This window comes from Limnobacter sp., assembly GCF_043511195.1.
GTDB lineage: Bacteria > Pseudomonadota > Gammaproteobacteria > Burkholderiales > Burkholderiaceae_B > Limnobacter.
Window position 1 is genome coordinate 744,549 of the sequence record NZ_CP121330.1, and the last position, 22,696, is coordinate 767,244.

Consider the following 22,696-nt stretch of genomic DNA (forward strand, 5'->3'; position numbering starts at 1 on the left):
GCTTATTTGATGTAAGGTTTATTGGTAATGTCAGTTTTGTAGTCTCAGATTTTACAATTAGGATGGTGGAAAACCATACCAGCGGGTAAACGCCCTCCTAAAATTTGCGATATCTCCATAACCCAATAGATAGGCTGTTTCTTTTACACCCAAATGCATCATCTTCAGGTACTCATGAGCAAGGCGGCACCGAACGTTGTTCAAAATATTTCGATACGAGGTTTTATCTTCCCTTAGCCTGCGGTGAAATGTGCGAGGTGTCAAATTCAACAACTTTGCACACATATTTTGATTGGGAAACTCTCCTTGTTTGCTTTCCAACAACAACCTTTCAAGACGGCTCGCAATCGACTGATTGGCGTCAAGGCGCTCCAAGTCGCGCTGACAAATCGACAGCGCTTCGGACATAACTAGCGCATCGCGATGAATCAGAGGGCTCAAAACTTCCGAATAATTGAGAGCAATGCCTGTCCACGATTGCCCGTAAAGCACTTCGCAACCAAGTAATTCAAGAGCTATGCCTGCATGAGCAGGTTCAGACATCGAAAATAAAATTTTTTTACATGGACTATTGTTTGGCTCTGTTGCATCAATCACATTTTTGACGGTGCCCAATGCAATTTCAGCAACGACATTACCAATATCTCCTAGGCCTAGTATTGGCTCAAACACTACCCGAAATTCATCATTTACTGTTTCTGATCGTATGGTTAACAAGGATGTTCGCAGCGGTACATACCGCTCCACAACTTGCATAGATTGTTGTATCGTATTCGCTGACACTGCAGCTAAACCAACATTACCATGCGCGCTTGGCAGGAGGTTACAGCCCAACCTTAAGCCTAGTGCACCGTCTCCTGTTAGCTCAATGGCCTGTTTCAGCAATGCACTATAGGTTGAAATAGATACTTTGTAACCGGGTTTGGTCAAGCAAGTTACATCAAGCCCAACACCTGCAAGCCAACCGAATACGTCAAGCCCTTTATTTTTAAGTTGCTCGGCGATCTGTGGAATGTAATGAATTACTGTGTTTCCTAAATTAGTTGGGGTAGGGTAGGAGTTATCCTTTGAGCGCATTGATGAAAATTCCCGGTATTTTCCAAATCGAAGGGCGGTAATAAAAATAAGTTAACAACCGTCCAAGAGCGTGTTGTTTACGGTTTGTGATGAACCACGGCGGTCGAGGTAATAGACTAAAATTCAAAGACAATAAATTCCTCGGAAAAGGGCGCCAGGGGGCTTGAACAACCGTTTTTTCAGTACGCTCGAGCATCCAGGTGTTGTGCACCGTGCCAATGCCTGATCCTGGTTCTTTCAAACTGGCCCCGGGAAAGGCACCCCAAGGGCAGGCGTTGAGAAGAAAGGCTAATCCAGTCCACGTATTAATCGCGATGGTGCCATAGCGAAGTTGGCCCAGAAGCGATTCGAATTTGTCACGCCCAATTTTTTTAATGGTCGCAGGGTGAATTACGATGTTTGCCCCCAAAGTACCGTTTAATTTTTCATTCGCGAAATCAATGGCTGAGGCCAAGTAGGCTTTTGGGCATTCACCTGACAAATATTTGATCGTGAAGGCAGGAGCAAACACCTCATTGTTGGCTAGCCATTCAGATTCGCCCTGATCAAAGTCGGCCACCAAAAAGGTCAGCCTTCCAGATTGATCAAAAGACTCTATGCCACCATGTGCTCGAAAATCAGCGCAGCGCTGTTGACTGCCAGGATAATATCGCTCACGCCCACCATGGGATGTCATGATGGACTTTAGCTCACGAAGTAGTACCTCTGTTCCTTCCCACCCCTCTGGCACTATGAGCGTTTGCATGGCTACGCAGTTGTAGCCGGAATTCTGCATTTTTTGTGTTGCAATCTGCTCAGCCTGAAAGCGAATATCTGCTTTTGTCCATAGACCAGGCACGACAATGGTCGGGCAGACTGCACCTAACTCGGAAGTAATACGACGGGTATTACGTGGTTTACCGTTTTTTCTGTTGGTGTTTGCTTCCGTCCCCTCACCCCATACGATCAGGTCATGCGTGGCGGCAGCGCCCGTAATGTGAATGCTCTCCACCAAGGGATGTTCGACCAAATACGCCCCCAGTTGGTTTCCGCCGCGCACAATCCGAAGAGCATTGCGATCAATTAATGGTTTGAACGCAGCGTGTAAATAATCAAAAAGATAATCATTGATCGGGTTGAGTTTAAGCAACACGACCTCGTTTTCAACGAAGAGTTTGTGGAGTGAGTCCAATGGACTGATCGCTGCCACATTGCCTGCTCCTAACACCAAGGCCAGTTTTCCAGATCTTTCACTGGCAGGTAGATCGTAGGCTGAAGCAGCTTTAATCGAAACTTCATTTACGCCGCGCTGCATCCACACCTCTGCCTTTACACCTGATAAAAGCAGTTTGTCCCAAAGGGTATGCGGAAATACTTTCAATGCAAGTTGACCTTTCGCGACACGGCGATAGGGTAGTTGCGCTAGAAATGCCCTGTTCTCTATTTTGGAGAGTGTTTCAATAAGGCCATTGCAAGTGGCCATTACTGCCAACGGACCTGCAAACCATTCTTCCCCTGTCAATGTAGAGCTTGCTGGTAAACGCTTACGACGTGCTGCAATTCCAGCCCAGCCCTCAGATTGTTGAAGAAGCGCAGTCTTAATTTCTTGAAGAATGAGAATGCGAACAGCGCAATCGGTACGAGCCCACTCATGCTTGTTCTCATCAAGAACCAACAAAGCGTCGTTACAGCGTTGAATCTCTTCAGACGCAGTTTTCTCCCCAGAGGTTAAGTTCTGAACGGATATCTGCCCTATCGATAAATTGTCTAACGAGTCAGACATGGCTCACCTCCTTCTCATTTATCCGGGGGCTTGCGTTTGTTTTTGCGATTCGTTTCTTACCAAGGATCATGTCAGCCGCTTTTTCCGCGATCATGATTGAGGGTGCATTCGTATTGCCAGAAACCAAGGTGGGCATAACGCTCGCGTCTACCACTCTCAGTCCCTCTAGTCCATGCACACGTAGCTGTGCATCAACAACCGACATTGAGTCAGTTCCCATTTTACAGGTTCCTACAGGATGATAGATGGTGTCGGCTTTGGCGCGAATTTTTGATTCCCACTGAGAATCACTCATGCCTTCATGCACGCCGAAAAGCTCTTCATGCCGGTAGTTCTCTAATGGTTTTTGCATCAAAATTTCACGTGTGATTTTTGCTCCATTGATCAAAGTTTCAAGATCCCTGTGATCCGATAGGAACTTTGGATCAATCCCCGGATCATCTAAAGGATCGGCCGATTGCAAGAAAACCTCCCCGCGAGAGTAGGGACGAAGCGCGCACACATGGCAAGAAAAGCCGTAGCCTGCATGTAGTTTACGCGCGTGGTCTTCAACTACAGAAATTACAAAATGCAATTGTAAATCTGCACGATCAATTGACTTCGATGATTTTAGAAATGCAGCTCCTTCCGCAAAAGGCGAGGACAGCATACCCGTGCCATTTCGACACCACAAAGTGAGGTGCTTGAAAAATCCCAGCGCGCCTGCCAAACCCAATCCAAAGTTGTCAGTATCGAGTGACTTGAACGCCAGTGTGAAATCCAGGTGATCCTGCATGTTCTGCCCGACACCTGCTAACTCGTGCACCATGCCAATGCCATAGGGCGTGATGTCTTGTGATCTACCCACGCCCGATAACTGCAAGAGTTGGGGGGAGCCAAATGCGCCTGCAGAGATGATCACCTCGCGACGGGCTTTAACCAGAAATTCCTTGCCACTATGCCGATAAAAAACGCCCTTTGCGCGCTGGTTCTCCAAAAGAATGCGACAGGCGTGAGCGTTTGTAAGCACCGTTAGGTTTAAACGCTCGGCCATTATGGGATGAAGGTAAGCGGCCGCCGCTGAGCAACGCTCACCGTGCTTATTCATGTCATGAAATTGTGTTACCTGATACAGCCCGGTCCCTTCATTGTCACCGGTATTGAAGTCTTGCTGCTCTGGTAGTCCCCAGGCTTTTGCTGCTTCAATAAACGCGCGTGTCACCGGTCTCGGGCTGTTCTGATCCGACACATGAAGTGGTCCATTGGCTCCGTGAAACGGATCAGTACCTCGTTCGTTGTTTTCGGCGTCTTTAAAGTAAGGCAATACATTGTCCCAGTCCCAGCCATCACAACCCAAATTTGCCCAGCCATCATAGTCTTGTCTTTGACCTCGGATGTACAGCATGGCATTAATTGCTGAAGAGCCACCAAGTGTTTTGCCACGGGGTTGGTAGCCGATACGCCCATTCAAGCCGGGTTGAGGGACGGTATTAAAAGCCCAGTTATTCAGTTTTCCATATCCGGGGACCATCGCAACCATTCCAGCAGGCGTTCGAATCAAGGAACTTTCTCCACGACCACCAGCTTCAAGCAGACACACAGTTACTGACACATCTTCGCTCAAGCGCGCTGCCAGTGCTGCTCCAGATGATCCACCACCCACGATTACAAAATCGAATTCCATCATAATCTCCAAGCTAAGAATTAGTTGCTTCTATCAAGTCGAAGACGCTATCGAATCAAGAGACCATTGGCGGGGGTCATAGTCGACCAACTCTTTAATTCCACTTCGCTGATTGGCACGAAGAGCCAAGATTCGTTCCTCCTGGGAAGCAAAGTGTCGGTCCCACTCAACTAGTTTTGATGTCATGAGCTTGTGCCAAAGGGGGGGGCAAAGCGTCAAGAAAATTGTGGTCAGGTATCCGCCGATCATCACAGGCGCATCAGGCAGTGGCATCAAGTTCTGGTAGGGCACCTCGCCTTGCGCATGGTGGTGAGAATGGCGACTCAGGTTGAACATGCCCCACGATGTCATTCGACGGTTTGTATTCCAGGAGTGACGTGGCTGAACAGGCTGCTCAGGTAAGCGCACCATGCCGTAGTGCTCCATGTAGTTCACGATTTCAAGTAAGGATTTACCAAATAAAGCCGCCAAGGTGAAGCACAGTGCGCCTGTCCAGCCAGCTACCGAAAACGCGGCTATATTCAACACCACGCTCATGAGCAGGCCTCGCATGTAAGCATTGTGATAAGACAGAATTGGTAATCCCTTTTTGTTCAAGCGTTCAGCCTCAATCTTCGCAGCACTGATATTTCCCTTGATAGTCGAGAGAACCACATGAAGGTATACATTGCGTCCTCGTGGCGCTGTCGCTGGATCATGCTCAGTTGACACATAACGATGATGACCGTAGACATGCTCAATGGCAAAGCCTACGTCGTAACTAAACGCCAGTAGCCAACGACCAACCCACAATGAAATGGGGTCCCAAGTCCGATGTGTCAGTTCGTGACCAACCACAGTGCCCATGAATCCAATTAGAAAGCCGTAGTAAATAATTCCTGAAAAATAGCGATCTACAGACGAGGTCGCTTCTCGTGCCGCAAAGACGTCGTAACCGGTAAGACCCATGACAAATTCACCTAGGCCAAATGGATCTCCTGTCGATATCGTCCACATAAAGCAAAAACCAATCAACAAAAGGAGTGGCAAAGCTAACCACAATTGAACGGTCAAAATCCAGGGCTTGCGGTACTCGGGCGTCACTGTGTCGTCGCCCGTCAATATGTCACCTAGAACATAGAAGCCCAACAAACTCGCAAAACCTGCAGAGATCCAGGCGCCACCCGCCAAATATGCGACGACTGCGATTACTCCCATCAAATGAAACATCATGAACTTCAGATAATCACCAATGGTCGCCGGAGTTCTCTCAATCGAGGGCAAACCAACCGCTCCATAAAAGCCAGTGTTCATAACCTCTCGAACTACGAAGCGATCGGCATGAATACCTTGTGCAGCAAGCTTGTTCTCTTTTAATTCCTTAATTGCAGCATCAATCATTTGAGGCGGGCCACATAAGTAGGCTTGGGTCGCACCCGCTGCTTCCCTACGAATATGGTCCGTGACCAAGCCACGCAAGCCATTCCAGTCGTGATTGGAATGATCTTCACTAAGAATGGGAACAAACCGAAATCCAGGCCAATTCTTTGTGTAAGCGTCAAGACGATGTAATTCGTAGAGATCTTGTTCGGTGCGTGCACCGAACAACAGCGTGACGGGGCGCCGATCGCCCTTGCGCTCCATCTCCTCAAGCATTCCAAGTATTGGAGCCAGGCCACTACCACCGGCGATAAATACAACCTTTTCTTCGCCTTCACGTAGCCAAAAGTCTCCACCTGGACCTCGCATGGTTAGTATTTCCCCTTCGACCAGCTTATCGAATACATAAGTTGAAAACCGACCACCAGGCACTCTGCGAATGGTGAAGCTGGCCAGACCTTGTTTGTCTGGTGCATTTGAAAATGAATAACTACGCGGTGCGTTTTTGACAGAATCCAGCGTCAACTCGGCGAATTGGCCAGCCTTGTAATTGATTGGTTGATCAAGTTGCACGTCAATTCTCGCTATGTCATGTGTCAAGAACTCGCGCTTCACAATGCGTCCCGCTATTGGTGAAGAAGTGATCGCGGCGCTCTCGTCCATTTCCACATCAATGTCCGACTTCAAGCGACTTTGACAAGCCAAAATGTAGCCTTCAGCAATCTCTTCCTCAGAAAGCAGGTACGCGCTCTCAGTCAACTCCTGAACCTTGCCGTCCTTGAGCTTGCATTTGCAGGAACCACATCCTCCAACTCTGCAAATATTGGGAATTTCGATGTTTTGACGCAAAGCAGCTAAAAGTAGCGTTTCGTCGGCTTCAACATGAATGAGTTTGCCGTTTACATTGGCTTTGTGGGTTAAGCCTTTGTTTAGAAATTGAAACATGTCCGCCTTCAAGTGATTGTTATAATATGAAAAATGGCAATAGACCAATGAGGATTATTATGCGTAGGGGGTCATTTTCTGCAAAGAGGTGCATCGGACAAAAAGGGGTTATTTTCTGCCAATCTAGTGCGGCAGCCCCATTCAAATTACCTTGACGGATAACTCAGTCCTGACATGCTTCAGATTAAAGATTTTAGTTCGATATCCAGATCGCTCAACTTCTCGGCATTGACGTTCTTGCCTTCATAAACGAGCTGCTTGCCGACTATAAAAGCCATTGGCATGTTGACCGCGTCAACAGCAATAAGTCGACCTTCACTGAGATAGAACACCGCAAATCCTTTATCTGCGGGGTCGCCACGAACGACACGTTGATCATGATTCTGTGACAAACCTACCATCTGCAGGCGAACGTCATACTGGTTCGACCAGAACCATGGGACATTATCGTATGGCTTGTCCTCTCCCATCAGGGTAGCCGCCGCTGTACGGGCTTGTTCGACAGCGTTGGCGACCGATTCGACTCGTTGCATTTGTTTGAAAAAAAGATTTCGGTGACGGGTACAGTCGCCGATAGCCAGGATGGAGGGATCATTGCTGCGGGTATGTTCATCCACTAAAATACCGTCATCACAAGCCAGTCCAGCGGACTCTGCCAGTTTGGTTTCTGGTACTACTCCTACAGAGACAAGCACAATATCGGCTGGCAAGGTACTCCCGTCCGCCACTACTACGCCAGTCACATGACCGAGATCGTCAGTTGCGAATTCAGTAGCAGTGGTGGTCAACCGCACATCCACTCCCGCGCTGCGGTGCTTTGAATAAAAGAACTCTGAGATCTCTGGTCCTGTGACACGTTGCAATAGGCGTTCTGAGGATTCGAGCACAGTGACGTCTAGGCCTACCTTGATGGCAATTGCTGCCACTTCTAGGCCGATGTAGCCGCCACCAACGATCACCAGCCGTTTACCCGGATTTAGTTGATCACGCAAGACATCAGTATCGGCGATATCATGCAGATAATGAATTCCCTTCAAGTCCGCGCCGGGTATTTTCAGACGTCGCACTCTTGACCCAGTGGCCAGGACAAGACGATCGTATTTCAAAGTGCTCTGATCAGACAAGCGAATGGTTTTGTTATTCCGGTTTATCTGCTCAACACGTATGCCGAGTCGGAGCTGGTGGCCCGCGCTTTCGTACACCAACGACGGTTTCAAATACAGCGACTCTCTGTCAACACTACCCGCTAAGTAATTCTTCGACAGAGGTGGGCGTTGGTATGGGGGGTAGGGCTCATCGCCTACCAGTATCAAATTATGCGGGTATTTTTTTTGAATTAATGTGGTCAGTAGCGCACCTGCTGCATGCCCACCTCCAACGACAACTGTCGTCTCTTTTTCTTTTGTTGTCATGAGCCTCCTCTTCAACATGTTATTGAGACCGGATTATCCAGTTGGTCAATGTTATGGTTGCACCCCCCTAGCAGCGGGCGGGCGTCTCTGTTCGCTTGTAAAGGAATTAACTCGTTTTCTGCGTCAAAGAGATTGTCGCAGTGGGGTCAGTTTAACCATCATCTCCGAATACCCACGCACGAAGTTCGACTGCACTCGTTCGGGCTCACCAACAACTTCTATGTTTTCAAAGCGCTTGAGTAATTCCTCCCACAGGATACGCAGTTGTAATTCGGCCAGACGGTTGCCCATGCATCGGTGAACGCCATAGCCGAACGACAGGTGGTTACGTGCGCCAGAACGGTCGATGATGAATTGATCCGGATCCGTAAACTTGCGCTCGTCCCGATTTCCCGATGCATACCACATCACTACTCGATCACCTTTTTTGATAGTCCGTCCCCCAAGCTCAACGTCTTGCTTGGCGATTCGGCGCATATAGGCCAAAGGTGTTTGCCAGCGGATGATTTCCGACACCATGTTTGGAATTAGCGTAGGGTTTGCTTTGAGCTTCTTGAACTCTTTCGGAAACTGGTTCATGGCTAGTAAGCCTCCACTCATGGAGTTGCGGGTAGTGTCATTACCACCGACGATGAGCAGTGCCAAATTGCCAATAAACTCCATCGGCCGGTTGATCAAATCGCGCGTATCTTCACTGCCTTGTAACAGGCTGATCAAATCAAAACCATGCGCTTCACCAGAGGCGCGGCGCGCCTGCTTATCTCGCCAAAGTCTTGAAAAATCGCGGGCCATGTCGGCTGCAGCGTCGAACATGGCCTCCTCGTCGGTGAACTCGCCACCGGTGGCTGATGCGGCGCCAGCTAAAAGGTCTGACCAGTAGATTAGTTTGTCACGTTCGTCGTAAGGGAAATCCAAAAGGGTAGCCAGCATGCGTCCAGTTAGCTCCTTTGATACTGTTGGTACCCAGTCAAAGGGCTGGCCCGTGCGAAGACTGTCGAGTACATCCCCTGTGCGCGAGCGGATTAGGCTCTCCATTTCTTTCAGGTTCTGAGGAGCCACTACGCCTTGCACGGAGCTTCGCTGTGCATCGTGTTTTGGTGGATCCATGGCGATGAACATTTCCACCGAGAGGCCTTCAGGGGGATCGCCAAGGATGATGACCGGCTCGGCGGAAAACAGGTCATGATGTTTATCGACGAACAAGATGTCCTCATAACGAGTCACCGACCAGAACGGACCGAATGGACTGTTTTCCTGGAAGTGCACCGGGGCTTCATCACGCAGCCTCTTGAAATAGGCGCGCCATTGCCCTTGCCTGTACAAAAACGGATTGCTCACGTCAATGTCATCAATTCGTAGTGTACCTACGTCTGGCAGCGGGTATTCAACAAAGCTTGGTGTGGGCCTGCGCGCGCCAATTGTTTTCTTTTTGGCACGCATCAAAAATTTCAGACCCTGAATTTGCAAATGCATTGGTATCACCTTGGCGGTGGCATTAATCACTCTGGTCTGAATTTGGTCAAATGTTTTGGATTGTGTTGACATGGGGCTCTCCGATATTTACATCTGAAATTCTGGGAGTCGAACGGTCATGCCGTCCATCGCTTCAGTGGTTTTAACTTGGCAGCCCAAACGTGAGGTTTTTGCCCGCTCTGGCGTCATCGATAGCATCTGCTCTTCCCCATCACCGAATGAACCGATCTTTTCGAACCATTCATCTGCGACTATGACGTGACAAGTGCCACAGGCGCATTCCCCGCCACAGTCCCCATCGATTCCTGGAATGGCGTTATCGACAGCGATTTGCATCAATGATGATCCAGCTTTGAATTCGATAACGTGAGTTGTATTGTTATGCTCAATAAAAATGATTTTGCCCACCGCGTTTCTCCTACTAGTAACTTCAATCGATAAGATAGTAGATCGCCGTCAACACAACGGCGAGGTCATTTCTTGACGGCACCGGGTCATTTCAAGACAATGCAGTTATTTTCTTTCCTTGATAGGCGGCGCTGATGACGCGGCAAGCGAATATTTCCCAAAACCTTACAGCCGATATCCCATCAAATTACTCACGACTTATTGCCCGTGAGCTGGATCTGAGCGCTAGACAGCTACCAGTTCTGTTACGTGGAACGGGACTCGGAGTCAGACAGTTTCTGAGGGAGGATGGCTTGCTCTCGGCAACTCAACAAGTTCTGATTTTGCGAAATGCGTTGGTGTTGTCTGGCCAACCCGAATTTGGTTTAATGTTGGGCAAGCGCCTCACGCCGGCGACGCATGGTGCTATGGGGTTTGCCGCTTCAAGCAGCCCAAATTTACTCAGTGCGCTACAGGCTATACATATATTCCTGCCAACGCGGGTAAGCGTCATTGAATTACGTTTGCAGCAAGTTGAAACTCACCTCGAATGCACACTGCATTTTCGGATGTCGCTTGATGCTGACATACAGCGTTGCCTGGCAGATACGATAATTAAAGTTCTTCTGGAGTTTGGTGAATTCATTATTGGTCGACCCCTAAAAGAGGCTGAAATATTTTTCCCCCATCCGGCACCCACGTACCATGCGCTGTACTCCGACTATTTATCGGGGCAGATTCTCTTTGGTTGCGATCATTTAAAACTCAGATTGCCGATGGCGTTGTGTCTGGAGCCGAACGCCTCTGCCAATCATGAAAGCTATCGCTTTGCTTTGCAGCAGTGTGAATCCATGCTCGCGCAACTTCAGACTCACAAACCTAGCTATCAGACGAGAATTAAAAAGATGATGTTGTCCCGTCCGCCCGGAACTCTTAATGAAGATGAAGCGGCAGCTTCTCTATTCATGAGCAAGCGCACCATGGCACGTAAACTCAAAGAGGAAAACACCGGATTCCGGCAAATCCGCGACGAGATTATGTCTCAACAGGCTGCAAGCTACCTGTGTGACAGCAGGTTATCCATTGAGAATATCGCTGTGTTGATGAACTATCATGATAGTGCCAACTTCAGGCGCGCTTTTAAGCGCTGGTTTGACCAACCGCCAGAGACGTTCAGGCTAAATACCAAACCTCAGGCTATGCATCTTAGTTGATTTATGATCTAAATCAACGGTTGATTGAGCTGCTTTAACTGGTGCAAGTGTTCGCCTTGAGCATCTTGATTGATCAAGCCTTTGATAATAGCTTGCCAGACGAAATTGCCAATGTCGTCCGGTGTATGGGAGCCGTTTGGATCAAACCATGTTGCAACCCAGTTGAGGGCACCAAGGCCAATCAGTCGAAGAAGACGACTATCCACGCCTTTCTGAATAACGCTCTGGCTGATCATTGTTTCGAGAATATCTATCCAAAGAGACTCGTACTGGTCACGCAGCTTTATGATTTCCTTCCGTGCCTCTGGACTCAAGGCTCGCCATTCAAACAGCAGCACATAGACCATGTCGGAATCACCCAGCAGAGCTCGAAGATGTGCATTTATGCAAAGACGCAACTTCTCGACTGGGTCATTCGAACTGGCATAGGCCAATTCGACCTCTTCTGTTACCAGGTAAATTCCACGGCGCATCAGTTCAACAAGAAGTGCCTCCTTGGTGTTGTATCGATAATAAAGGCTGCCTGGCAGCATATTACAAGCTTCAGCGATTTCCTTAAGTGAGGTTTTCTCAAATCCCTTTTCGCGAAAAAGTCGTGCTGCATTTGACAAAACATTGCTCTGATCGTCCAATTTATTATCGGGCATAGGCGGTTTTTGAACCATAGTTTGTACATCTCCTAAGTGGGGCCATTGTATTTCTCATCACCGTCAAAATGGACTGACCCTACACACAAATAATATTCCATTGAGTAAGTCGTTGCCCTTCAGCTTGAACATATTCTTGACTTTAGTTGGTTGACCAACCAAAATTAAGATGTGTGTAAATTTCTTGGCGATTACTATCAATGACAATAATTGCTTTCGGTCATTTTTGTGCCAATTTCAAATGTTACTGAGCGTTCAAATCCGATGACTGAGCCAAACAAAGTTCAACAAAATGGTGCCGTAGACACTGCACGGCGTTTTACCGAGCAGGTCCCTCACAATAGCGATCTGGGTATGCAGGTAGTCTCTGTGGATGGCAGCAAGGTGTGTATGCGTCTAGCCCCACAGGCATGGATGTTCGCCGATGCCGAAAAAAGGGAAGTAAGCACGAGTATTTTGTATTCACTAGCTGACTCGGCCAGCGGTCTTGCGGTATTCGCTGAGGCACAGGAGCTAACTCCTATAGCCACGTTGAGTTTGCATATGGATTACCTAAGACCCGCTGTTGATAGTCATTCATTGTTGGCGGTGGCCACTTGCCGCAATCTTATTGACGACGTTGCCTTCATCTATTGTGAAATCTTTTGTGAAGGTGATGATGTTCCGCTAGCAACAGGTAGTGCCACATTTATAAGAAATACCCAAGGCCAACGCTTCCAAGTGGCTGAGGCTTCAAGGGGAAGAGCATGAGTCGTAATGTCGATCCTGCCCATCCTCGCCCCACCCCATTTGACGGAAAGAGCGAGTATGCCGCTTGGCAGACCTTACTTGATAGTATTCCCTACTCCCGGCATTTAGGACTTAAGGTTCAACAACATAATGAGGCGACACTTGTTCAACTGCCTTACCGTGATGCTTTTATTGGCAATTTCATGTTGCCAGCACTACACGGCGGTGTAATAGGAGCCTTGATAGAGATTACAGCGCGTATCGCTGCCCAAAGAGAAGATACGCAACTACGCAGCCCCCGTATTCTGGGAAGCAACATCCACTACCTTCGCTCAGCCACGGCGCAAATTACTTTCGCGAACGCGGAGATTGTGCGTCAAGGTCGGCGTACCAGTTTGGTGAGGGTGAGCTGCTGGCAGGGTGACACGACTGCACCGATAGCAAACGGAGTTGTTCAGTTGCTGTTCTCTACTTCCGAGAAGAATCAAGATGGTATTGGTGACAAATAAATCATGTTTGGTCGAACGAGACGGATTTCTCGCCGCTGATGGTCGAGAGATTACCTTGTGGCGATGGCCTCAGTCTGACGGACGCCCCATGCTTCACTGGGCACACGCGACTGGTTTCCATGGTCGTCTTTATAAGCCACTTCTTGATGAGCTGTCCGTTGAGTGCAACATCATAGCTTGGGATATGCGTGGACATGGAGCAAGTGCCGATGCAGCCGATGCTTCTACATTTCGCGGTTGGGAGACCTACTATCAAGATCTGACCGCGTTGTTGGCAAAGTTGGATGAACCCGTTTGGCTTGGAGGTCATTCAATCGGTGCTACATCAAGCATCATGGCAGCTGCTCGCCAGCCAGACAAAGTGTTGGGATTGATACTTTTAGAGCCGGTGATAATGGATTCTTGGCAAAGCCGAATGTTGTGGTTGTCCAAGCTGTTGCGTCGATCACACCGGTTGTCGCTGGCCGCTGGCGCCGCACGCAGACGGAATGTGTTCGATTCTTATGTCTCTGCTCTGGAAAACTATCGTGGTCGAGGTGGCTTCAAGACTTGGCCCGAGTCTTGGTTAGAGGCTTATGTTCAACATGCCTTTATACAGGATGGAGATCGTCTTCGTCTTGCATGCTCACCGTTGTGGGAGAGCTCCACATTCGCTCAAACCGAGCATAACCCGTGGCCAGGCATTCGTCAGTTGAAGTGTCCTGTTGTTGCAATAGCTGCGGAGCGCGCTTCAACTTTCTCATCATTAGCGCAAAGGCGTCTTGGAAAGATATTGCCCTCAGCCGAAGTGAGGGTTCTGGCTGGAACTACGCATTTTTTGCCTATGGAACAAACTGAGCTAGTTCGTGATGCGATGCTTAAAATCATGTTGCCAAAATACGGCCAGAACTAATTCAGAAATTTATCAAATTGCAGTTGTGAGGAGCAAATTAGTGGACAGGCAAGCTCAATATGATTTTATAGTCGTGGGAGCTGGCTCCTCCGGAAGTGTTTTGGCCAATAGGTTGAGCGAAAATGGCAAGTTCACGGTATTGGTATTGGAGGCAGGGCCTAGCGATAAAACCAACATGTTCATACACATGCCAGCGGGTATGGCTAGTCTTATGCACAGCCATAAATACAATTGGCGATTTTGGACCTCACCACAAGTACATCTGAATAACCGGGTCATGTTTCAGCCACGCGGAAAAACGCTTGGTGGGTCAAGCTCGATTAATGCATGTGTCTATATTCGAGGTCATTCGAGCGACTTTGATCACTGGGCGTATCTAGGTTGCGAAGGATGGGCGTACGAAGAAGTTCTACCTTATTTTAAGAAATCAGAAAAGTTTCAACCTGAGGCGATTACCACTGGTTTGACTCAAGAGGAGTTGGAAAAATATCATGGTTCAGAAGGCCCGTTAAATATAGTCTCGCCGAGCCATAAAAATAAACTTTCAAAAGCCTTCATAGAGGCAGGCGTACAGGCGGGATATCCCGAAAACCTCGATTTCAACGGGGTCAGTCAAGCTGGAGTCGGCTCGTATTACGCTTATCACAAAGATGGTCAACGCTGGAGTAACTCTAGAGGGTATCTTTGGTCCGCTATGTCCCGAACCAACCTGACCGTTATCACTAGTGCACGAGTAGCCCGGGTTTGCATCGACAGTCGAAGCGCCTCTGGCGTTGAGTATTTTCATGAAGGACAACTCTGCAAGGTAGTGGCCAAGAAGGAAGTTATTTTAAGTGGAGGTGCATTTAATTCGCCGCATTTATTGATGTTGTCGGGAATTGGTCCATGGCGGGATCTGATTAAACACAACATCCAGTTTGTACATGAGTTACCTGGTGTGGGGCAGAATCTGCAAGACCACCTGGATGTTTTTCTGGTGATGCGGACACGCAATCGTTTGCCCATCTCTTTACACCCTTTGTCTTGGTTGCGATGTATCAGCGAGCTGGTCAAATATTTAATATTCAAGAGTGGTGAGCTGAGCAGTAACCTTGCCGAGTCAGGTGGCTTCGTGAAGTCTTCCGAGGAAGAACCAATAGAAGACTTGCAACTGCATTTTGTTCCGCTTCCGGCCATTCGACATGGCCTGAATTTGTGGCCACTATTGAAAAGTTATGCGTATTCCATCATGGTTTATGATCTTCGCCCTCTATCCAAAGGTAGGGTTAAGTTGGCAAGCTCAAACCCACTTGATTTGCCAGTTGTTGATCCAAATTACGGGGAACATCAAAGAGATATCGATCGACTGGTTAAGGGAATTCGAATCGTAAGAAACATTGTCTCGCAGCCGGCATTAAGAGGAATGAACCGAGAAGAAATTTCACCCGGGCAGCATCTACAGACGGATGAAGAGTTGCAAAAATGGGTCAGAGAGACAGCGGAAACGGCTTATCACCCAGTGGGCACTTGTAAAATGGGCGTAGATGACATGGCTGTTGTTGACCATCGTTTACGCGTGCACGGCATTGCCAAATTGCGGGTTGTGGACTGTTCAATTATGCCGACCTTGGTCGGTGGTAACACAAATGCCACTGCCACTATGATTGGAGAAAAGGCTGCAACCATGATTCTTGAGGATCACGATCGTGAAAGAGACTAAAGTGCCTTGCATCGGCGTTCGTCTGCAACTCATTTTGTCAGAGACTGAGCCGTGAAAATGTTATTTGAAAGATGGAAAATCTTGAGTACGTAGATTCTGGTGACGCAACTAACCTGACTCCTAGGTTGAAGATGCGGGATGACAATAGAAATTCAACGCAGAATATCTGCTATAACCCTGCGAGTAAACGCAACTGAATTGTCAGGTTTCGTTTGCTTCATATTTTATAGAAGAATCAAACTTCCCTTTAATGCTCCGAGTATTAACGCTAACTTTGGCTGTTGAGAATCTAGACAGCGAACCAGACCATCGATAATGACCACCCCGACTGAATGAATAATGGTATTTTTTCATCATCCACGGTTTCAATGGCTGCGTCGAGCATGTTGCTCACAAGATCTGTATCTGGACTGTTCCCAATAGATCAGCCAGGTGTGCCTGATCAGAAAATTATTTGCAAACATACGTAGTGTCCATTCTCAGGCAAACTTGTTTACGAGTGTCCAACACCTGATAGTGGAACTCGATTTCCATGTTAAATCTTCTTTCCCAGGGCATGTATTTTGCCTGATGATCGATACTCACGAAGTCACTCGGATTGATGTGAAAAGTTTCTTCGCGCTGTTTTCGTATCACTTTTAAGTTGGGTCCAGAACGTGTTGTCTCCATCATCTCACCTGATGAATCATCAGGGCCAACATCTTCGTTAAATTTGATATCTGGTGGCTGTTCATTTTCTTTAGACTGATAATCGGAAGGTTCATTACGTAATGCCTTGATTGTTTTTTGGCTTAAATCATAACTTGTGACTCGTCCTTTAAATTTAAAAATGCGAGTCGTGTCCTCGGGCCCGCTTACCTGTTCTGCGAGATGAATCGTAAGTTCGGTGTTTGTGTCCAGGCCAGAAAATTTATTTAGCTTGATTTGGTTGTGTTCGACTAGATGTTCAAAAATAAATTCGTGAACCTGCTGGGTGATTATTTCTTTGGCTGAATGATCAAGTGTAGTACGGTCATCTTTAACTATACGGTGAATGCTATTGAGCTTTGGTTCGAACACAACGCCCGGCAGGCTCGATACGATATTGACAATGTGATCATCAATCCAATCCAGCCGTTCGAAAATCGCTTCCTCATTTTCCTTTGTCGATGAGATGTGAAAGACAAGTTGCCAATGGCGGAGGTCACTTTCTGAGTCGCTGAGCAAGTTGCCGACTTCAATTGACCTGTCAATTTGATCTCTGTACGTCGCGGCAATTCTGTGGAAAAGTAGTGCCTTCATTGTCTTGAACAATTTGGTGCTTTCAGACGCCTGCCCCTCCGTCAGCGATTGAGGATTTTTCACCCTAAGTTTGTGAACGACATAGAAAGTCATTTAGTAGCCTCCTGCCAACAGATGTACGATCAATCCAATCCAGAAAAACTCAGTATTCGAAAAAGGAACGTCTTTCTTTTGACGCTTGACGCCAATGACCCACACTGTCTCTAAGTCAATATTGAACTTGACTGTTTGACGAACTGGGCCAACTGGTAACCTGAATCGAGTGGTAAGTCCAAGATCTGTCAAAACGTTCCGAATATTGCATTTTTGACTGTGAGAATTTGACCAAAAGAATAGATCTTTGGAGTCGAATCCAAGGAATTGAAGTAGGTCTAAGATGTGAATGAGATTCACAAGATCTTTTTCTTTCATCGACTCGCGGATCACATAATGAGCATCCTCTGTGAAGTTACCGAGTGGGTCAAAGTTGGAGTTGAGCTCAAATGGAATTTGTTTAAGGGCCAATATGTCTGATGTCTTTGCAGGCGTCGCCTGAACTCGGTGGATCAAGTCTGCAGTATCTCCATGATCGGGTAATTGTTTCTCAAGGCGTTCGTAGAAGGCTCGGCTCAGAAAAATACTGTTCGGTTTTGCGTGAGCGAAGCGGGCAGGACGTAGGCTAGGCGGAAATGATCTAAAGATATTTTCAAGAGGATAGAGCCGGCTAGCGATTTTCTGATTGGCAGTTGAATAAAGATTTATTGAGTCGCTAGATTGGTTAAGGTAATCAAGTGATCCTAGGATGTAGTCTTTGACGTTAAAGGTACGCAGCTTTATTGGTTCATCGAGCTGAGGAGCTGGACATTTAAGGCCGTATCTTGAAGTCATTGAGAAGGCGAAACTTTCGCTTTGAACTTCAATGTTTCTGAGCGCGATTTCACAAAATTGACTATTGTAAAAGGAGTCGATAACCTCAAACCCGCGATGTGAATAGGTTTCTAGTAGCGTGATTGTTCCCGCATGCCCGAGAATTCTGCTGGCGACAAATAGTGTTTTGCGATTTACGCTATCGGGTGTTGTATGAATTAATTGTTCGCCATTCAACGGTTTATCAGGATTACAGCAAATTGCACTTTCAAAAAGTCCAAATGTAAGTTCGTCAGCAAAGGTATGTCGAAGGGTGTGAATACTCCCTCTGAAAGTAATATTTCGAATGATTTGGTTTAGATCCAAACTAATCTCGCGCGCTGAGGACTGAAATAAATCGCCAAGGTAACTTGCTTTCGTTGTTATCGCTCGGTGCTTTATTCTTTGCAGGATTCCTTTCTCCTCACTTGTAATTCTAGTTTGAGACAACACATAGCGATTTGAAGCAGGAAATTTAGGTCTAAAAACAGAATCGCCCATCACCCTGAGCAGCGGAGTAGTATCTAGAAGCTGCAGATTGACGGGCTTTAGAAAGAGAGACTCAGTTTTCCTTAGACCAAAACGACGAAGAAGAACAAAAATTGCTTGGAGTGTTTCAGGTTGGGTTTCTTGAATTTTTTTAAAGATCAGATTTAGCTCTTTTTGAGACAAGAGATGCGTGGCTGGATTGTAAACCGTACCTAAGTTGTCGAACTTCACGGACATCAAAGGATTCAGTTCTGGTAGTTTGGAGAAAAAATCTCTAATTTGACGCAGGTCGTCATGAGCGGATTGCAGGATCTGTTGTCTGTCCAGAAGATAGCCGTTAACGGTTTCAATTGCCTCATCGAGTTGTTCTTCATCGATTTCGTGCTCGAGGTTGGTCTCTTTAAAGAGATTTCCAATTCTTCCGTAATAATTGAGCTTGGTGTTTTTTGCCAAACTTTTTCGTCCAGAGGGCTTTCTACTCTCGATATCCTTGGCATAGCTTAAAAGTGCCGATTTACACAAAGAAGGTCTTGTTGCGACTTCTTTACTTAGTCTAAGTATCGCGCCAAGGGCGTCATCCATGATCGCTGCAATATGGCTTGCGACAGATTTACACACTAGCCCCTGTTCATGGAAGTCAGTGGAATTGTCCGGGGTAAAGCTCTCCTCGATGGCTTGGTCATTGCTGCCCCCGGAAAAATTTTCCTTAATTTCGAGTTCTGTGCCGGCGACAAATGAGCTTGTAGCCGTCGCTTGGGAAGGAGGAGGGGCTTTGTTACCGGTATCGAGATATGCGATCGTATCGGTTGTCACAACTTCATGCGAGAGATACTTGGTTGTGAGCGCTAGTCGAGCGTTACTTGCCACGTGATCTGTGTCAGGATCAGTGAGTTGTTGAAAGCTTAGATAATTTGAGCTGCGATGCTTGGTGTCGCCTGAGGCAATCGCGGCCAAACAACCGGGTAATTCGTATAGTTGATAGGATTGCTCAATTTCAGCAAAATAATAAAGCAGGTCTTTTTTGGTGTTAAGCGATGATCCACTGACTCCGAGGCGATTTATTTTAGCCTGCAGGTCACGCCCTAGTTTTTCTAAATTATTGCTGCTCTGGCGAAAGCTTAGTTGATTGACCAGCCGTTCATAATAGTGAATGGACAGGCGATGAAGCTCGTGCCGTCTGACCGAAGCGAGCGGATGGGGCTGCGTATCGACAAAATGAATATCGATAAATGTTTTATCGGATATTGTTCCTAGCAGGTAATTTCCTTTTAAAACCTGCTGAATTGCGACTTTGCAAGTAATGCCATTTAGCTTGATTAGAGAGAGTGCGAATAGAAATTCAAGATTGACCTTTTGTTTTGCCTGTATGTTGGATTGAAGGATCTCCATGACGCCAGGGTGAGACGCTCGATATTCCGAATATTTTCGACAAAAGTCGATCGGTACTCTCTCGTTGACGGTACGGCCAACATTCGAGAAGGATTTCATGTCCAGGCCTGGTGCCATCTTTCGAAGAAACCGGGTTAACTTGTAAAAATAAATGTCAAAGTGAATGCGGTTGCTCAGATCCAGTCGGGCTTGTGTGAGCGCTTTATCAATTCGATCTTGTGTTTTCTCCTCAGCACGCAAGCCTTCAATGATCGATAGCGCATCTTGGTAGGCCCTTTCTGCAATTGCCTTATGTAATGATTTATGTTCTGTCCTTCGCAATTGCAAGCCAAAGCGTTTGGGTATTGACTGCCCTCGCACATCAACGTCTTTGTTACTGAAATCAAAATCAATTGAATCGCCAATATTTAGGAATTCTAGGATCTGATCTGCGAAGTCGCGTACTTGTTGGTGATCCTTCTTCATTGTTCTGAGGCTTGATGCGCCGTAAACCGGGATCTTGTCGTTTTCGTGGCCTAAAAGCCCATCCACAATATCTCTATCGGTGATTTTGCAGTGGTTGCTGACAAAGTGACGCAAGAAATTGGCCTGTAAGGTATCGAAACTCCCAAGGAGCGTTACATCCGCAGGAATACCTTCGATGCCGCCTTCAGTCAGAAAAAAGAAAAATGGGACACCTTGATTGTTTGAATGGGATGGTGCGACAAGTAGTGATTCAATTTGTCTCGAAAGATTTGGTGTGTTGGTTCGAAGTCGGTTGGCGAGGAGTTTAAGACCATTTCGATAGGTGATGCCGATTTCATCAGAGAGTGATTCACAAAGTGGTACAACACGTCTTGGCTCACGTAGCAAAACATCTTTGTCATCTACGATGATGAGATCAAAAGCGTCCGTGAACAGATCGAGATCGCAATATGCATCTTTAACTGGGCGCCCGCCCGTTGTTAGATAGATCCGGAAGATCAAGTAGGTAACCCAAGCATTCCAAGACGTGCGAAGTGATTTGCTATTGATGGTATGCTCTAATTGGCTAACCAAGATAGCTACATCGGCCCTAAATTTCTCAAGATTAAAAGCGTAGGGTGAGCCAGCGACGTTTTTCTCTCCGTGGATTACTGAATAGTAAGCACATTTCGAAGGAAGCTCTGATCGAGCGTTTTTTTGTATCAAAATTGCTGCTGATTCTGGATGCCCTTGTGCAAGGAGCATCAGTCGTCGGCTGCTTTGCAGCCAGGCATTCGATTCAAACCCGAAGTGAACTTTTACCCGATCAATTTTCTCAGGATCGAACTTTTTCTCAATCGCCAGATCGTAGAGGCTCTCATGGGTTTGAATATTCCATTGCTCCTTTAGAAAGTTTTGGAGTTTGGTGGGTAGAGATCTTCGTTCGATCTTATCGGACGGCAAAAGTGTTGAATGAAGAAAAGTCTTTTTGCCCATATGTTGTAGTGATGGACGCAATCTCCAGATCGCCGATAGATCGTCCATGAGTCCAAACTCCGTTTCTGGCAGATGATGGACTTTAAGTGCTAGTGCACCCTCAAGGTTGGCACCGATCTGAAATCCGATCCAAATTAACAGGTCAGCTAAAGTGTCATTGGTGATTTCGTTGGTGCCTCCGGTCTCCAGGGTTGCGTAGGCACCGATATGTTCAGCCCGAAGCGGCAGGTGTGGGTTGGTCGGGAAATAGGTCGAAAGGTTGAAATCAAGCAGTACCTGCCCAATGGCTTTTGCCTCTAGCTGAGGGGTGTCTTGATTGTAGTTTCGTCGTCCCTTGGAATGGCCCTCAATATTTGAACCAGATTGATCGTCCGGTTGCGCATTATTGAAGTTCTGTTTAAAAAGCGCTTTTAACTTTCGGACTTCTTTGCCATCGTCATCGTTTATCCTGTACCTATTCAAATTCAGGGACTGGATCCCTGAAGGAGAGTCTGGACCAAAGTAAAGAACAGGTTTTGCAGACGGAGAAAAGAAATTCAAGTAAATCTTCTGAATATTTCTCTGATATTTCGTTTCGTTATCGTTTGGAAGAACAGTTGTTGATCTTGATAGGCGAAGTTCAGTTTCCAACTTTTCTTTGAATGCTTTTTCACTTTTCGATGGCTTGTCGAAGCGTTGGAATAGATGGATTAGAAAATCACGGTTGTGATTTTCGTTTACTGGCGCAAACGTTTGCCGAAGCTCATTGAGAAATTTAAGGTGGGGCATGCGAAATATAACTCTCCCATGGCTAAAGCAATAGCCTTCAAACAACTGCTTTAATATTAGCAAAGCGGTTTGCGTATAGCCGAAATTGGGATGCTGCTGCCAACTTTGAAAAAGCAGCTCAACAATTGGGTATTCACCGCGTGAAATTGGCTGAGCTCTGAAAATTGGCCGTTTCGTGTTGATCGTTTGAAATTGCTGATCACATGCCTCGAAAGCATCATAGCGTCGGATTATATGTACCAGATGGTGGAGGTTTCTGTAAAAATCGTCCGTGTGCGACCATGCTTGTAAAGTTTCCCTGTATCGCGACGTGCATAGCCAGCCAAGGCAGTGGTGGAGAAAACCCCCTCCCGCAAATGGGATAGTAATTTCCGATTCAACCTTATGATTACGTAGCCCGTTATGAAGACGTAGATCTTCCCCGATTGCCCAACTCCGTCTTAAATTGGTTACAAAGTGAGCGGGAAGGTCTATTTTATCGGTTACCGCTGCAAGCGCATCCTCAAACTGGCCACAGTCTTGGATTAGATTTGGATTCCAGTTGGGGATATTTTTCATATGGAGGTGTCCCAGCTTGACAACTTCGTTGCAAATATCGTTACGATTGCACCGAGAAGACTTGATTTGAACGAGCTATATCGCTTACACTTCGAACAAGTGGATTGGGGGCTCCCGG

The 22,696-nt window shown here is 47.0% G+C and carries 15 protein-coding genes and 1 pseudogene; 5 read left to right on the forward strand and 11 right to left on the reverse strand.

Features of this window, described 5'->3' with window-relative positions; genetic code table 11:
* Positions 1-57: 57 nt before the first annotated feature.
* From P0D43_RS03555 to P0D43_RS03585, 7 genes are all read right to left on the reverse strand, one after another.
* Positions 58-1,077, reverse strand: a complete 1,020-nt coding sequence (locus tag P0D43_RS03555; RefSeq protein ID WP_394673249.1) for an AraC family transcriptional regulator — start codon at positions 1,075-1,077, stop codon at positions 58-60.
* On the reverse strand, positions 1,061-2,839 hold the full coding sequence (locus P0D43_RS03560; RefSeq protein WP_236550758.1) for an aldehyde dehydrogenase family protein: 1,779 nt from the start codon (positions 2,837-2,839) through the stop codon (positions 1,061-1,063). Before P0D43_RS03560 ends, P0D43_RS03555 begins: the two co-directional genes overlap by 17 nt.
* Positions 2,832-4,502: a GMC family oxidoreductase gene (locus tag P0D43_RS03565; RefSeq protein ID WP_159567881.1), complete on the reverse strand. Its 1,671-nt coding sequence runs from the start codon at positions 4,500-4,502 to the stop codon at positions 2,832-2,834. Before P0D43_RS03565 ends, P0D43_RS03560 begins: the two co-directional genes overlap by 8 nt.
* Before the next feature lie 33 nt (positions 4,503-4,535).
* The gene (locus P0D43_RS03570) at positions 4,536-6,806 is read right to left on the reverse strand and encodes a fatty acid desaturase (protein ID WP_394673250.1); all 2,271 of its coding nucleotides are present in this window, start codon (positions 6,804-6,806) and stop codon (positions 4,536-4,538) included.
* A 179-nt stretch (positions 6,807-6,985) separates the two neighbouring features.
* Positions 6,986-8,218, reverse strand: coding sequence for an NAD(P)/FAD-dependent oxidoreductase (locus tag P0D43_RS03575; RefSeq protein ID WP_159567883.1), 1,233 nt, complete (start codon positions 8,216-8,218; stop codon positions 6,986-6,988).
* Between the two features lie 123 nt (positions 8,219-8,341).
* On the reverse strand, positions 8,342-9,763 hold the full coding sequence (locus P0D43_RS03580) for a cytochrome P450 (RefSeq protein WP_394673251.1): 1,422 nt from the start codon (positions 9,761-9,763) through the stop codon (positions 8,342-8,344).
* Positions 9,764-9,778: 15 nt separating this feature from the next.
* Positions 9,779-10,099 (reverse strand): 2Fe-2S iron-sulfur cluster-binding protein, encoded by a 321-nt coding sequence (locus P0D43_RS03585; protein ID WP_159567885.1) that lies wholly within the window; start codon positions 10,097-10,099, stop codon positions 9,779-9,781.
* A 134-nt stretch (positions 10,100-10,233) separates the two neighbouring features.
* On the opposite strand from P0D43_RS03585, the gene P0D43_RS03590 reads away from it, so the two are divergent.
* Complete coding sequence (locus P0D43_RS03590) at positions 10,234-11,292, forward strand: AraC family transcriptional regulator ligand-binding domain-containing protein (RefSeq protein ID WP_394673252.1); 1,059 nt, start codon at positions 10,234-10,236, stop codon at positions 11,290-11,292.
* 8 nt (positions 11,293-11,300) lie between these two features.
* Here the strand turns inward: P0D43_RS03590 and P0D43_RS03595 are convergent, their stop codons facing one another.
* Positions 11,301-11,957 carry a TetR/AcrR family transcriptional regulator gene (locus P0D43_RS03595; protein WP_159567887.1) on the reverse strand — a complete coding sequence of 219 codons (657 nt, stop codon included), beginning with the start codon at positions 11,955-11,957 and terminating at the stop codon, positions 11,301-11,303.
* 192 nt (positions 11,958-12,149) lie between these two features.
* Between P0D43_RS03595 and P0D43_RS03600 the strand changes: the two genes are divergently transcribed.
* From P0D43_RS03600 to P0D43_RS03615, 4 genes are all read left to right on the forward strand, one after another.
* On the forward strand, positions 12,150-12,689 hold the full coding sequence (locus P0D43_RS03600) for a PaaI family thioesterase (protein WP_236550759.1): 540 nt from the start codon (positions 12,150-12,152) through the stop codon (positions 12,687-12,689).
* On the forward strand, positions 12,686-13,177 hold the full coding sequence (locus P0D43_RS03605; RefSeq protein ID WP_159567888.1) for a PaaI family thioesterase: 492 nt from the start codon (positions 12,686-12,688) through the stop codon (positions 13,175-13,177). Before P0D43_RS03600 ends, P0D43_RS03605 begins: the two co-directional genes overlap by 4 nt.
* 88 nt (positions 13,178-13,265) lie before the next feature.
* On the forward strand, positions 13,266-14,069 hold the full coding sequence (locus tag P0D43_RS03610; protein WP_201301379.1) for an alpha/beta fold hydrolase: 804 nt from the start codon (positions 13,266-13,268) through the stop codon (positions 14,067-14,069).
* Between the two features lie 40 nt (positions 14,070-14,109).
* On the forward strand, positions 14,110-15,768 hold the full coding sequence (locus P0D43_RS03615; RefSeq protein ID WP_394673253.1) for a GMC family oxidoreductase: 1,659 nt from the start codon (positions 14,110-14,112) through the stop codon (positions 15,766-15,768).
* Between the two features lie 270 nt (positions 15,769-16,038).
* Here the strand turns inward: P0D43_RS03615 and P0D43_RS03620 are convergent.
* The 3 genes and pseudogenes from P0D43_RS03620 to P0D43_RS03630 form a co-directional block, all read right to left on the reverse strand.
* Positions 16,039-16,192, reverse strand: a pseudogene (locus tag P0D43_RS03620) (IS3 family transposase); the annotation flags it as partial.
* 26 nt (positions 16,193-16,218) lie between these two features.
* On the reverse strand, positions 16,219-17,142 hold the full coding sequence (locus P0D43_RS03625; RefSeq protein WP_394673254.1) for a hypothetical protein: 924 nt from the start codon (positions 17,140-17,142) through the stop codon (positions 16,219-16,221).
* Positions 17,143-22,578: a hypothetical protein gene (locus P0D43_RS03630; protein WP_394673255.1), complete on the reverse strand. Its 5,436-nt coding sequence runs from the start codon at positions 22,576-22,578 to the stop codon at positions 17,143-17,145. It lies immediately after the preceding gene.
* Between the last annotated feature and the right edge of the window lie 118 nt (positions 22,579-22,696).

Excerpts from the sequence above, each read along its gene's own strand:
- P0D43_RS03555 (WP_394673249.1), bottom strand. The coding sequence starts at position 1,077 with ATGCGCTCAAAGGATAACTCCTACCCTACCCCAACTAATTTAGGAAAC.
- P0D43_RS03560 (WP_236550758.1), bottom strand. The coding sequence starts at position 2,839 with ATGTCTGACTCGTTAGACAATTTATCGATAGGGCAGATATCCGTTCAG.
- P0D43_RS03565 (WP_159567881.1), bottom strand. The coding sequence starts at position 4,502 with ATGGAATTCGATTTTGTAATCGTGGGTGGTGGATCATCTGGAGCAGCA.
- P0D43_RS03570 (WP_394673250.1), bottom strand. The coding sequence starts at position 6,806 with ATGTTTCAATTTCTAAACAAAGGCTTAACCCACAAAGCCAATGTAAAC.
- P0D43_RS03575 (WP_159567883.1), bottom strand. The coding sequence starts at position 8,218 with ATGACAACAAAAGAAAAAGAGACGACAGTTGTCGTTGGAGGTGGGCAT.
- P0D43_RS03580 (WP_394673251.1), bottom strand. The coding sequence starts at position 9,763 with ATGTCAACACAATCCAAAACATTTGACCAAATTCAGACCAGAGTGATT.
- P0D43_RS03590 (WP_394673252.1), top strand. The coding sequence starts at position 10,234 with ATGACGCGGCAAGCGAATATTTCCCAAAACCTTACAGCCGATATCCCA.
- P0D43_RS03595 (WP_159567887.1), bottom strand. The coding sequence starts at position 11,957 with ATGGTTCAAAAACCGCCTATGCCCGATAATAAATTGGACGATCAGAGC.
- P0D43_RS03605 (WP_159567888.1), top strand. The coding sequence starts at position 12,686 with ATGAGTCGTAATGTCGATCCTGCCCATCCTCGCCCCACCCCATTTGAC.
- P0D43_RS03610 (WP_201301379.1), top strand. The coding sequence starts at position 13,266 with ATGCTTCACTGGGCACACGCGACTGGTTTCCATGGTCGTCTTTATAAG.
- P0D43_RS03625 (WP_394673254.1), bottom strand. The coding sequence starts at position 17,142 with ATGACTTTCTATGTCGTTCACAAACTTAGGGTGAAAAATCCTCAATCG.
- P0D43_RS03630 (WP_394673255.1), bottom strand. The coding sequence starts at position 22,578 with ATGAAAAATATCCCCAACTGGAATCCAAATCTAATCCAAGACTGTGGC.